At 62.9% G+C, this 12362-nt stretch carries 10 protein-coding genes; 6 read left to right on the top strand and 4 right to left on the bottom strand.

Annotated features, from left to right (window positions below):
- Positions 1-101: 101 nt before the first annotated feature.
- Complete coding sequence (locus tag C2L64_RS44170; protein WP_007736382.1) at positions 102-1238, top strand: branched-chain amino acid ABC transporter substrate-binding protein; 1137 nt, start codon at positions 102-104, stop codon at positions 1236-1238.
- Positions 1239-1242: 4 nt separating this feature from the next.
- Here the strand turns inward: C2L64_RS44170 and C2L64_RS44165 are convergent, their stop codons facing one another.
- Positions 1243-1722 carry an Lrp/AsnC family transcriptional regulator gene (locus C2L64_RS44165; RefSeq protein ID WP_009771400.1) on the bottom strand — a complete coding sequence of 160 codons (480 nt, stop codon included), beginning with the start codon at positions 1720-1722 and terminating at the stop codon, positions 1243-1245.
- A 173-nt stretch (positions 1723-1895) separates the two neighbouring features.
- Between C2L64_RS44165 and C2L64_RS44160 the strand changes: the two genes are divergently transcribed.
- From C2L64_RS44160 to C2L64_RS44150, 3 genes are all read left to right on the top strand, one after another.
- On the top strand, positions 1896-3116 hold the full coding sequence (locus C2L64_RS44160; RefSeq protein ID WP_009771401.1) for a diaminopropionate ammonia-lyase: 1221 nt from the start codon (positions 1896-1898) through the stop codon (positions 3114-3116).
- Positions 3117-3153: 37 nt separating this feature from the next.
- The gene (locus tag C2L64_RS44155) at positions 3154-4323 is read left to right on the top strand and encodes a M20 aminoacylase family protein (RefSeq protein ID WP_009771402.1); all 1170 of its coding nucleotides are present in this window, start codon (positions 3154-3156) and stop codon (positions 4321-4323) included.
- A gap of 81 nt (positions 4324-4404) precedes the next feature.
- Entirely contained in the window at positions 4405-4815 is a 411-nt protein-coding gene (locus C2L64_RS44150; protein ID WP_009771403.1) for an RcnB family protein, read from the top strand.
- A 67-nt stretch (positions 4816-4882) separates the two neighbouring features.
- Here C2L64_RS44150 and C2L64_RS44145 read toward each other — a convergent pair whose 3' ends face one another.
- From C2L64_RS44145 to C2L64_RS44135, 3 genes are all read right to left on the bottom strand, one after another.
- Positions 4883-6136 carry an ATP-binding protein gene (locus C2L64_RS44145; protein WP_009771404.1) on the bottom strand — a complete coding sequence of 418 codons (1254 nt, stop codon included), beginning with the start codon at positions 6134-6136 and terminating at the stop codon, positions 4883-4885.
- A complete protein-coding gene (locus C2L64_RS44140; protein ID WP_009771405.1) occupies positions 6133-6903 on the bottom strand; it encodes a response regulator in 771 nt (256 codons plus the stop codon). Before C2L64_RS44140 ends, C2L64_RS44145 begins: the two co-directional genes overlap by 4 nt.
- 175 nt (positions 6904-7078) lie before the next feature.
- Entirely contained in the window at positions 7079-7723 is a 645-nt protein-coding gene (locus C2L64_RS44135; protein ID WP_009771406.1) for a TetR family transcriptional regulator, read from the bottom strand.
- A 275-nt stretch (positions 7724-7998) separates the two neighbouring features.
- Here C2L64_RS44135 and C2L64_RS44130 point away from each other — a divergent pair, with 275 nt between their 5' ends.
- Complete coding sequence (locus C2L64_RS44130) at positions 7999-9186, top strand: efflux RND transporter periplasmic adaptor subunit (protein ID WP_009771407.1); 1188 nt, start codon at positions 7999-8001, stop codon at positions 9184-9186.
- 13 nt (positions 9187-9199) lie between these two features.
- The gene (locus C2L64_RS44125; RefSeq protein WP_009771408.1) at positions 9200-12358 is read left to right on the top strand and encodes an efflux RND transporter permease subunit; all 3159 of its coding nucleotides are present in this window, start codon (positions 9200-9202) and stop codon (positions 12356-12358) included.
- Positions 12359-12362 lie beyond the last annotated feature (4 nt).

Raw genomic sequence — 12362 nt, 5'->3', positions numbered from 1 at the left:
GCGAATACGATCGATACAACCTTGTAAAGCAGCCCAAGGCCAAACCCGGATGGCGAGAACGTCCATCCCCGAGCGCGAGCCCACTCTTCAAGCTGACGACCATGCAAACACTTCGACCCCTATCGCTTCTGACGCTCACCGCGCTCGCATTGCAGCCGCTCGCGGCGCATGCGGATCTCACTGTGAAGATCGGACAGGTTTCGCCTTTGACGGGCGAGCTGTCGCACATCGGCAAAGACGACGAAAACGGCGTGCGCCTCGCGATCGAGGATCTGAACAGCCGGAAGATCCGCATCAATGGACAGAGCGTCACGTTCGTCCTCGATTCGCAGGACGATGCAGCCGATCCGAAAACGGCGGTGACCGTCGCGCAGAAATTGATCGACGACGGCGTAGCGGGCGTCGTTGGGCACGCGAATTCGGGCACGTCGATTCCGGCATCGAAGATCTACTCGGATGCAGGCGTGCCGATGATCACCGAATCGGCCACCAATCCGAAACTGACGCAACAAGGCTTCACGAACGTGTTCCGCATGGTTGCCAACGACGTGAGACAGGGCACGGTGATCGGCACGTATCTGGTTCACGATCTTGGCGCGCGCAAGATCGCGATCGTCGACGACCGCACGGCATATGGGCAGGGGCTTGCCGACGAAGTCGAAAAGGCGGTCAAGGCGGCGGGCGGCAACGTGGTCGCGCGCGAATACGGCACCGACAAGACGACCAACTGGATGGCGATTCTCACGACCATCAAGAGCCGTCAACCGGACGGCATTGCGTTCACGGGCGGCGACACGCAGGCCGCCGCATTCGTGCAGCAAGCGCAGAAGCTTGGCCTGAAGGTCAAGTTCGTTGCAGGCGATGAAGCGTGCACGCCGCAGTTCATCAAGCTGGCGGGCGCGTCGATGAGCAGCGACACGTACTGCACGCTGGCAGGCGTGCCGCCCGCCAAAATGCCGCAAGGGCCGGAGTTCTTCAAGCGCTATGAACAGCGCTTCGGCGTGCCTGTGCAGTTGTACGCGCCGTATGCGTATGACGCGGTGATCGCGATTGCGAACGCGATGCAGGCGGCGGGATCGACCGATCCGAAAGCGTATCTGCCGAAGCTGCGCGCGGCGAAGCTCGACGGCGTCACGGGTCCGATCCAGTTCGACGAGAAAGGCGATATCCGTAACGGTGCGATTACCGTTCGACAGTTCGATCAGGGCAACTGGACCGACCGCTCCGTGGTGCGCTGACCCCTCATTCGTCGACGATATCGACGGGCACGCCCAAGCCCACTTTCACGCGGCTCATGCTCACCAGCGTCTTGAAGCGCTTGACGTTGTTGTTGGAAAAGAAGAGTTGCCGCGTGAGTTCGGTGTACTGGTCCATGTTGCGTACCGTCATCACCAGCACGAAGTCCCATTCGCCCGCGACGTAGTAGCACTGCTGAATCTGCGGACACTGCGCGAAAGTGCGTTTCATCGCGTCGAGCAGATCGATCTGCTCGCTCTCGACCTCGACGTTCGCGACGATGGTCAGCGGGTAATCCACTTTCTCGGGCGCGACGATCGCCGAGTAACGGTCGATCACCCCTTCATCCGCGAGACGGCGCAATCTCCGGTTGACGGCGGCCGTCGACAGATTGACGCGCACACCGAGTTCGGTCTGGGGAATCTGCGCATCGCGCTGGACTTCCATCAGAAGCTTGCGATCGAAGTTGTCGAGTTGGGTAGCCATGATTTCGCGTCGCGGGTCGTGATGTGAGAGATATTTTTGCACGATACAGCCAAACTTCGAGACTTTATTGATGGTGTCGCGCAATATCATTTCATCATTGCTTGCGCAAACAAGCGCTCACCAAGTTTTGATCAACGGACCGTCGAGCGGTCCGATTTCTGGAGCACCAACGGATGCTGATCTCCAATCCCCGGGCAATCCACTTCGCCTACCCGGACACGCTGCGGACCATTCTCAACGTCGAGTCAGCGGATCAAAGCCGCGTATGGCTGTCGGGCTGGGAACTCATCAGCCAGCAAGCCACGCCTCTGTGGGAGCTAACCGAGGCGGCTTCGCAACTGGGCATCGCGCGTCTGTGCGTCAAGGACGAGTCGTTCCGCTCGCCGCTGGGCAGCTTCAAGGCGCTGGGCGCGCCGATCGCGTTGATGCGTCTCGTCATGCGTCTATGGCACGCGCACGACATCGAACCGCAGGCGCTCATCGAAGGACGCTATGCGGAGATGCTCGCCAATCTCACCGTCATCAGTGCCACGGACGGCAATCACGGCAAGGCGCTCGCGGCCGCTGCGCAGAGTATCGGTTGCCATTGTGTGATCGTGCTGCACGCGAACGTCAGCGCCGAGCGGGAACAGGCGATTGCCGCGTATGGCGCGCGCATCGTCCGCATTGCGGGCAACTACGACGAATCGGTCGCACACGCGGCGACGCTCGCGAAGAACAATGGCTGGCATGTGGTTTCGGATACATCGTATGACGGCTATGAAGCCATTCCACGCGACGTCATGCAGGGCTACGGCACGATTGCCGCTGAAATCATCGAGCAATCCACGGATGCGCCTGCGTTCACACATGTCTTCTTGCAAGGCGGCGTGGGCGGACTTGCTGCGGGCGTCGCGAGTTATCTTTGGGAGCGCGGTGGCGCGCAAAGGCCGCGCTTCATCGTCGTCGAGCCACGCCAGGCGGATTGCCTGTATCAGAGCGCTATCGCCGGACACGCAGCGCGAGCGACGGGATCGGTCGATTCCGTGATGGCGGGTCTCGCCTGCGGCGAAACATCGCCGCTCGCGTGGAAGATCCTGGAGCAATGCATCGACGATTTCATGCTGATCGATGACGACGACGCAGTCGATGCGATGCGCCACCTCGCAAAGGGCGCGGGCGACGATGCGCCGCTCGTCGCTGGCGAATCGGGCGCGGCGGGCTTCGCAGGCCTTTGCGCATTGATGCGAAACGACGAATTCGCGCGCGCGGCAGGCCTGGATCGCAACGCGCGCGTGCTCGTCATCAACACGGAAGGCGCGACGGCGCCCGCCGCTTATGCGCAGTTCGTCGGCGAGTCTGCGCAAGCCGTGGCCGCGCGTCAGCAGGCGTGGAAGCAAAGCTGCGTCCGCTAACAGGCGCATCCGAATCCAATCGACAAGGACAACCGATATGGAAAGCACGCTGCAGGGACAATTGAAGAGCTGGCGCCAGCATCTGCATCAATATCCCGAGACGGGTTTCGAAGAGGTGAACACATCCGACTATGTCGCGAGCATTCTTGCGACCTTGGGGCTCGACGTGCATCGCGGCATCGGTGGAACGGGGCTGGTTGCGAATCTGACGGTCGGCGACGGCAAGCGTGCGATCGGACTGCGCGCCGATATGGATGCGTTGAACATCACGGAGCACGCGCCCGCGCGCACGCATGCATCGCGTACGCCGGGAAAGATGCACGCGTGCGGACACGACGGGCATATGTCGATGATTCTCGGCGCAGCGCGGCTGCTTGCCGAGCGGCGCGATTTCAACGGCACGGTGCGTTTCATCTTCCAGCCCGCGGAAGAACATGGACGCGGTGCGAAAGCGATGATTGCGGACGGACTGTTCGAGCGTTTTCCCGTCGATGCCATTTTCGGCGCACACAATATGCCCGGCATGCGCGCTGGAACATTTGCGACGCGCGCGGGCGGCATCATGGCGAGCGAAGATAACTTCGTCATTCACATCAAGGGACGCGGCACGCACGCGGCGCGTCCGCATATGGGCAACGATCCCATCGTCATCGCATCGCAGATCGTGCTCGCATTGCAGACGATCGTGTCGCGCAATCTTGATCCGGGTCTGCAAGCGGTAATCTCTTGCACGGAGTTCATTACGGATGGACTCAGAAACGTGATCCCGTCGAACGTGACTATCAAGGGCGATACGCGCAGTTATTCGCGTGAAGTGCAAACGCTGCTCGAAACGCGCATGCGGGAAGTGAGCGAAGGCATCTGCCGGGCGCACGGTGCGGATTGCACGTTCGAATACACGCACGAGTTCGCGCCGACGGTGAACTCCGCACAATGCGTCGATGTGGCGGCGAGCGCGGCACGCAATATCGCGGGTGCAGAAAACGTCGACGCCAACGTGCCGCCAATGATGATCTCCGAAGACTTCGGTGCGTTCCTGCAGGCCGTGCCCGGTAACTTTATTTTCATTGGCAACGGCGACGCGGCGGAGAAGGGCGGCGTGCCTTTGCACAACGCAACCTACGATTTCAACGACGATATCCTGCTGACAGGCGCACGATATTTCGCGGAGCTGGCGCGTCTCGAACTGCCTGGCAATCACGCATAAAAGCGGCCCGTAAGACACAGTAAGGACGCCGTTTGAATCGTTGCGCCGGAAAACACTCTCACCTTGTTTGGGGAGTGTTTGATGAAAAAAGCCGTATCTGTGTTGTTGCTTGCCGCTTCGTGTGTCGTTGCTCAAACTCAGGCGTTCGCGCAATACGCGCCGGGCGATGACGGCGGCCCGGGCCGTCATCCCGCTGCCGACGAGCGCGGCGGTCCCGATGGTGGTCCCGGTGGGCCCGGCGGTCCACAACACGCTGGCGGCCCGGTTCGCGCCGATGCGTCGCATCGTCCGGTGCCGCACCGCGACTGGCATCGCGGCGACCGCTTGCCGCCCGACTATCGCGGTCCGCAATATGTTGTCGACGACTGGCGTGGGTATGATCTTCAGCCGCCGCCGTCGGGTTATCAATGGGTGCAAGTCAATGGCGACTTCGTACTCGCCGCGATCGCGACGGGCGTGATTTCGAGCATCCTGCTCGCGCCGCATCGGTGATCCATGAAAAATGCCGCCCATTGCGGGCGGCATTTCGTTTAGAGCGTGCGTGAAAAAAAGCACGCCGCTAAGCTTCACGCCCGAACGTCAGCGTCACGCGAAACCCGCCATCGGGCGCGTTATCGCATTCGAACTGTCCACCGTTATAGCGCGTGAGCCGCCGCACGATCGCGAGGCCGAGGCCGCAATGCGCGTCGCCGCCGCGCGCCGGATCGAGCCGCGTGAACGGCTGCAACGCGCGTTCGAGCTGTTCGCGCGGAATGCCACGTCCATGATCGCGCACGATGAGCGTGTAGACGCCGTTATGCGCGGACGTCGAAATCTCGACGGGCGGCTCGCCGTAGTTCATCGCGTTTTCGATCAGATTCGACAGTATCCGGTCGAGGTCAACGAGCGGCAGATTGAAGCCATCACCCGCATTCAGATGCAGACGCACGAGTGCTTCGTCGTCGAGTCCGTCGCCATAGTGACGGCGGCAATGCGCATCGACATTCGCGTGCGGCGACGGATCGGCCGTATCGCGCGCATAGTCGAGAAACTGCGTAACGATGCGCGACAGCGACTCGGCATCGCGCAGGAAGCCGCTGCGGTTTGCCGCATCGGGCAACAGGTCCGCGCGCACCTGCATGCGCGTGATCGGCGCGCGCAGATCGTGCGCGACACCCGCCAGCATCACGGCGCGCTCCTGCTCGGACTGCGCGAGCTCGCGCATCATCTGGTTGAAGTCGCCGATCAGCGCGCGCATTTCGGCGGGACCGCTCTGCGTCACGGGCGGCACGCGCCGGCCGACTCTGAATTCGCGCGCCGCGTCCGCCAGCCTGTGCAACGGACGCTGAAACTGCCACGCGGCCAGCAGCGCCGCGCAAACGGCCAGCACCAACATCACCAGCGAAGAGCCGAGAAAGCGCATGCCCGGCAGATTCGCGTTGCGCATGAAGAGCCAGTACGGCTCGTTGCCGTACCGTATCCACAGCGAGCCCGTGTGCGGATCGAACACGACGCGGCTGCCTTCGGGCATGCGCGGCAACAGATCATGCTCGAATGGCGCGTTGGAGCCCTCGCACTGGTTCGGACAACCCAGGCGGATCGCGTCCGCATCGGGGACATATTCGATGCCGAGCGTCTGCGCGACGTGTCGCGCGGCTGCCTCGCCATCGTGTTTGGCCTGCACGGCCAGCAGCACGTCGCGGCGCGCATGCTCGGCGTCGATATGGCCGCGGTCGCGGTCGACGACGAACAGCGACGTCACGTGTACGGCCACGATCAGGCCGACCGTCAGCGTCGCGAGACGGCCGAAAAGCGTATTGAACGGGTTTTTCATTGCGATGCGTTGTCGTCGCCTTCGCTAGCATCGCCGCCATCGCCGACTTCACCGCCTTCGCCCGGCACGAACATATAGCCGATGCCGCGCATCGTCTGAATGCGGCGCGGCGCAGCGGGGTCGTCTTCGAGCAGACGCCGCAGACGCCACACGGGCACGTCGATGCCGCGCTCAGTCACTTCCGAATCGGGACCATGCAGCAGATCGACGATGCGCGTGCGCGACAGCGTTTCCATCGGATGCTGCGCGAAGACTTCAAGCAACGCGTACTCGCTGCCCGTCAGCTTGACGGGTTCGTTGTCGCAAAAGAGCGTGCGCGAAGCGAAGTCGAGCCGGAAGCGTCCGAACACGAGCGCTTCTCGATGCTCGGCAGGCGGCGCTTCGGGATGCAGCTTATGGCGGCGCAGCACGGCATGAATGCGCGCGAGCAATTCCTGCGGCATGAACGGCTTGCCGAGATAGTCGTCCGCGCCGAGTTCGAGGCCGATCACGCGATCGACGCCATCGGCGCGCGCCGTCAGCATGACGACGGGAATCGTGTCGCCGCTCGCGCGCAACTGTTTGAGCGCCGTGAGTCCGTCGACGCCGGGCATCATCAGGTCGAGCACGATGATCGACGGACGCTCGCGTTCGAGTCTGCGTGCAAGATGCGTGGCGTCATGCAGCACCGAGAATTCGATGCCGCGTTGCTGGAAGAAGTTGCGAAGCAGGTCGCGCAGGTCGGCGTCGTCGTCGACGAGCAGCACCTGAATGGGCGTGTCGGGCATGATGTGAGCGGGCTGCGCCGGCGCTTTGCCGCGTTGGGCGGGGCAGCGTCGTTGCCGCCGGGGTATCGGATGTGCGTATGACTATAGCGCAACGCGGTGCGGCCCCGGTTCTGGGGACTTAGCAAGTCTTACCAAGTCTTAACGGATGGCGGCGGCCGTCCCCGACGCCGCGCAATCAGGCGCGGGCGGGTTCCAACGCGGTGAATGTGGTGTTTGCGCCCACGCACCTTAGCGCCGAAGCGAGCGTCTGCTCCGCTTCAAGGTCGGCGCGCGACTCGGCCGACATCAGCAAACGCTTGTGCAAAAAGCCAGTCAACGCCGCGTGAATGAAACCAGCGGCCGCGCGCGTATCGACGTCGGGCGGCAACTGTCCGCGCAGCGACGCGGCCCTTAGCGCGGCATCGATCTGCGCTTCAGCGCGCAGCGCCGCCATCGCGACGCGCTCATAAAACGCCGCCGTCTCCGCCGTCACTTCGCACTTCGTCAGCGCGATGCTGTACAGACGCCGCGCGCGCCGCAGATACAACGCGTCGCGCAAGCGCTGAAGCAATTGCGCATGCAGATGCTGCAACGGATCCGCGTCCTGCTCGCACGACTGCACGACGAATGGATCGAGCGGCATGTCCGCGCACTCGTAGATCGCCTGAAACACGGCCTCCTTGTTCCTGAAGTGACCGTAGACGGCGCCGCGCGTCACGCCCGCTTCCGACGCAATGTCTTCCAACGCCGCGCGCGCAAAGCCACGCACGAAGAACACGCGCTCGGCGGCGTCGATGATCTTTGCCCGCGTGTCGAGCGCCTGTTGCTTCGTTCGTCCCATGACGGGTGCCTTTTCTCCTGCCGTTCGGCGCCGCGCACGCAAATCCGCGCAGCGACCGTGTGAATCACGCGGCCATCGTAGTCGGCGCGACGCCGCGTTGGATTAACAAGTCTTACGGCAGCCTGGTGGCTGTAACCCGAGAAAGGCGAACAACCCCTATCGTCACGACCTTATCGTGTCGGTGCGTGTTGGATCAACACTCGTTGCGCGCCGGCCCCGTTCAATTCAAACAACTTTGTACGATGCCAGCGCTATTAAAGAACCGTAACTTTCGTATGCTCGCGGCCACGGCTGCGATCTCCCCTGTAATCCCGTTCCTCGCCGCGTGCAGCGACAAGCCCGCGGCACAGCCTCAACAGACGCCCGAAGTCGGCGTCGTCAGCATCAAGCCGACGGGCGTGCCCGTGACCGTCGAATTGCCGGGTCGCGTGAGCGCGCATCTCGTGGCTGAAGTGCGAGCCCGCGTCGACGGCATCGTGCTGAAGCGCGAGTTCGCCGAGGGCAGCGAAGTCAAGGCGGGACAGACGCTCTACAAGATCGATCCCGCGCCGTACATCGCCTCATTGAACAGCGCGAAGGCGACGCTCGCGAAGGCTCAAGCGACGCTCGTGTCGACGCATGCGGAAGCCGAGCGCTACAAGGTGCTGGTCGCAGCGAACGCGATCAGCAAGCAGGACTACGACAACGCTGTCGCCTCAGAAGGCCAGGCCGCCGCCGATGTTGCATCGGGCAAGGCCGCCGTCGAAACGGCGCAAATCAGCGTCGGCTATACCGACGTGACCTCGCCGATTTCGGGGCGCATCGGCAAGTCGTCGGTGACGGAAGGCGCGTATGTGCAGTCGAGCGCGGCAACGCTGCTCGCCACCGTGCAACAGCTCGATCCCGTCTACGTGGACCTCACGCAATCGAGTCTGGTCGGCCTCAAGCTGCGCCGCGACGCGCAGGAAGGGCGGCTCAAGACGAGCGGCCCGAACGCGGCGAAAGTCACGCTGATTCTCGAAGACGGCCGTCCGTACAACGGCACCGGCAAGCTCGAATTCTCCGACGTCACCGTCGACCAGACCACGGGATCCGTCACCGTGCGCGCGCTGTTCGACAACGCGCAGCGCGTGTTGCTGCCGGGCATGTATGTGCGCGCGAAGATCGAGGAAGGCATCAACGAACAGGCGTACGTCGTGCCGCAACAGGGCGTCACGCACGACCAGAAGGGCGACCCGACGGCGCTCGTGGTGGGCGCCGACGGCAAGGTCGTGACGCGGCAACTGGTGACATCGGGCACGTACGGCGCGAACTGGGTGGTCGAGAGCGGCCTGCAAACGGGCGACCGCGTGATCGTGCAAGGCGTCGACAAGGTGCGCCCCGGCATGACCGTGAAAACGGTCGATGCGCAACTGCCTGACACCGACGCAGCAGCACAAACAGCAGCCGCAGCGCCCGCATCCGACGCGCACAGCGCGCAGTAACGAGGGCGTGTAAATGGCAAAGTTCTTTATCGACCGGCCTATCTTTGCATGGGTCATCGCAATCATTCTGATGCTCGCGGGCGTCGCTTCGATTTTCAATCTTCCTATCGCGCAGTATCCGACCATCGCACCGCCCGCGGTGCAGATCAGCGCAACGTATCCGGGCGCATCGGCGAAAACGGTTGAAAACACCGTGACGCAGGTGATCGAGCAGCAGATGAGCGGTCTCGACCATCTGCTCTACATGTCGTCATCGAGCGACGACTCCGGCAACGCGACGATTACGCTGACCTTCGCGGCGGGCACCAATCCCGACATCGCGCAGGTGCAGGTGCAGAACAAGCTGCAGCTCGCGACGCCACTGTTGCCCGAAAGTGTGCAGCAGCAGGGCACAAAGGTGACGAAGTCGAGTAGCAGCTTCCTGCTGGTGATGGCGTTCGTATCGACGGACGGCAGCATGGACCGCTACGACCTCGCGAACTATGTGGCGTCGCATGTCGAAGACCCCGTGAGCCGTGTCGACGGCGTCGGCACTGTGCAGCTTTTCGGCTCGCAGTTCGCGATGCGCGTCTGGCTCGACGCGAACAAGCTGAACCAGTACAGCCTCACGCCTGTTGACGTGGAAACCGCGTTGACGAATCAGAACGTGCAGGTCGCAGCAGGTTCGCTCGGCGGCACGCCTGCCGTGCCCGGCCAGGTATTGCAGGCGACCATCACGCAGGCGACCTTGCTGCAAACCCAGGAACAGTTCGGCAACGTACTGCTGAAAGTGAATCAGGACGGCTCGCAGGTACGCATCAAGGATGTCGCGCGCATCGATCTGGGCGGCGAGAACTACAACTTCGACACCAAGTACAACGGCCAGCCGACGGCGGGCTTCGGTATCCAGCTCGCGACGGGCGCGAACGCGCTGCAGACGGCGAAGCTGGTGCGCGCGAAGATCGACGCACTGTCGAAGAACTTCCCGCATGGTCTCGTCGTGCAGTATCCGTACGATACGACGCCGTTCGTGAAGATGTCGATCGAAGAAGTGGTGAAGACACTGCTCGAGGGCATCGTGCTGGTGTTCCTCGTGATGTATCTGTTCCTGCAGAACCTGCGTGCAACGCTGATCCCGACGATTGCCGTGCCTGTGGTGCTGCTCGGCACGTTCGCGATCATGAGCGCGGCGGGCTTCTCGATCAACACGCTGTCGATGTTCGGTCTCGTGCTCGCCATCGGCCTGCTGGTGGACGATGCGATCGTGGTGGTCGAGAACGTCGAGCGCGTGATGTCCGAAGAAGGGCTATCGCCAAGAGAGGCTACCCGCAAGGCGATGGGTCAGATCACCGGCGCGCTGGTCGGCGTTGCGCTGGTGCTGTCGGCGGTGTTCGTGCCTGTCGCGTTCTCGGGCGGATCGGTCGGCGCGATCTACCGGCAGTTCTCGCTGACTATCGTGGCGGCGATGGTGCTGTCCGTGCTGGTCGCGCTTGTTCTCACACCCGCACTGTGCGCGACGATCCTCAAACCGATCCCGAAGGGGCATCACGGCACGAAGACGGGCTTCTTTGGCTGGTTCAACCGCACGTTCGACAACGGCCGCGACAAGTACCACTCGGGCGTGCAGCATGTGATCCGCCGTTCGGGGCGCTGGCTCGTGCTGTATCTCGCGGTGATCGTCGCCGTCGGTTTCCTGTTCATGCGCCTGCCGAAGTCGTTCCTGCCCGATGAAGATCAGGGCACGATGTTCGTGCTGGTCCAGACGCCGCCCGGCTCGACGCAGGAGACCACGGCACGCACGCTGAAGAACGTCACCGACTATCTGCTTCACGACGAAAAAGACATTGTCGACTCGGTGTTTACCGTGAACGGCTTCAGCTTCGCGGGCCGCGGACAGAACGCGGGTATCGCGTTCGTGCGGATGAAGGACTACTCGCAACGCCAGCATGCGAACCAGAAAGTGCAGGCGCTGGTAGGCCGCGTGTTCGCGCACTACGCGTCGTACAAAGACGCGACCGTGCTCGCCGTGAACCCGCCGTCGATTCCCGAACTCGGCACCGCATCCGGCTTCGACTTCGAACTGACGGACAACGCCGGTCTCGGCCACGACGCGCTGATGGCCGCGCGCAACCAGTTGCTCGGGATGGCCGCGAAAGATCCGTCGCTGGCGCTGGTGCGTCCGAACGGGCTGTCGGATACGCCGCAGTTCAAGGTCGATATCGACCGCGAGAAAGCGCAGGCGCTCGGCGTCACTGTGTCGGACATCGACCAGACGTTCTCGATTGCATGGGCGTCGGCGTACGTGAACAACTTCCTCGATACCGATGGCCGGATCAAGAAGGTCTATCTGCAAGGCGACGCGCCGTTCCGCATGACGCCCGAGGACATGAGCAAGTGGTACGTGCGCGGCAGTTCCGGTTCGATGATGCCGCTGACGTCGGTGGCGTCGGGACACTGGGTCTACGGCTCGCCGAAGCTCGAACGCTATAACGGCATCTCGTCGGTCGAAATCCAGGGGCAGGCGTCCGCAGGCAAGAGCACGGGCCAGGCGATGACCGCGATGGAGGCGCTCGCCGTGAAGCTGCCGCAAGGCATCGGCTACGAATGGACGGGACTGTCGTTCCAGGAACGGCAGTCGGGCTCGCAGGCGCCGATTTTGTACGGCATCTCGATCCTCGTCGTGTTCCTGTGTCTGGCCGCGTTGTACGAGAGTTGGTCGATTCCGTTCGCGGTGATTCTCGTCGTGCCGCTCGGCGTGATCGGCGCATTGCTCGCTGTGACGATGCGCGGACTGGAGAACGACGTGTTCTTCCAGGTCGGCTTGCTGACTACCGTCGGTTTGTCCGCGAAGAACGCGATTCTGATCGTCGAGTTTGCGCGCGAATTGCAGATCAAAGAAGGCATGACGGCCGTGCAGGCCGCGCTCGAAGCGGCGCGTCTGCGGCTGCGCCCGATCCTGATGACGTCGCTAGCGTTCGTACTCGGCGTGCTGCCGCTCGCGATCAGCAACGGCGCCGGTTCGTCGAGCCAGCATGCAATCGGCACCGGGGTGATCGGCGGGATGCTGACGGCCACGTTCCTCGCCGTTTTCATGATCCCGATGTTCTATGTCGTGATCCGCGAGAAGTTCTCGCGCGACGACTCGACACCGCATGGCGCCGAACACGACGTCGAAGAAGAAACGGCCCAGTAAGGAC

The organism is Paraburkholderia hospita, assembly GCF_002902965.1.
GTDB lineage: Bacteria > Pseudomonadota > Gammaproteobacteria > Burkholderiales > Burkholderiaceae > Paraburkholderia > Paraburkholderia hospita.
This window is presented reverse-complemented; position numbering and strand designations above follow the sequence as displayed.

Coding starts and splice junctions, on each gene's coding strand:
- C2L64_RS44170 (WP_007736382.1), top strand. CDS start 102: ATGCAAACACTTCGACCCCTATCGCTTCTGACGCTCACCGCGCTCGCA.
- C2L64_RS44165 (WP_009771400.1), bottom strand. CDS start 1,722: ATGGCTACCCAACTCGACAACTTCGATCGCAAGCTTCTGATGGAAGTC.
- C2L64_RS44160 (WP_009771401.1), top strand. CDS start 1,896: ATGCTGATCTCCAATCCCCGGGCAATCCACTTCGCCTACCCGGACACG.
- C2L64_RS44155 (WP_009771402.1), top strand. CDS start 3,154: ATGGAAAGCACGCTGCAGGGACAATTGAAGAGCTGGCGCCAGCATCTG.
- C2L64_RS44150 (WP_009771403.1), top strand. CDS start 4,405: ATGAAAAAAGCCGTATCTGTGTTGTTGCTTGCCGCTTCGTGTGTCGTT.
- C2L64_RS44145 (WP_009771404.1), bottom strand. CDS start 6,136: ATGAAAAACCCGTTCAATACGCTTTTCGGCCGTCTCGCGACGCTGACG.
- C2L64_RS44140 (WP_009771405.1), bottom strand. CDS start 6,903: ATGCCCGACACGCCCATTCAGGTGCTGCTCGTCGACGACGACGCCGAC.
- C2L64_RS44135 (WP_009771406.1), bottom strand. CDS start 7,723: ATGGGACGAACGAAGCAACAGGCGCTCGACACGCGGGCAAAGATCATC.
- C2L64_RS44130 (WP_009771407.1), top strand. CDS start 7,999: ATGCTCGCGGCCACGGCTGCGATCTCCCCTGTAATCCCGTTCCTCGCC.
- C2L64_RS44125 (WP_009771408.1), top strand. CDS start 9,200: ATGGCAAAGTTCTTTATCGACCGGCCTATCTTTGCATGGGTCATCGCA.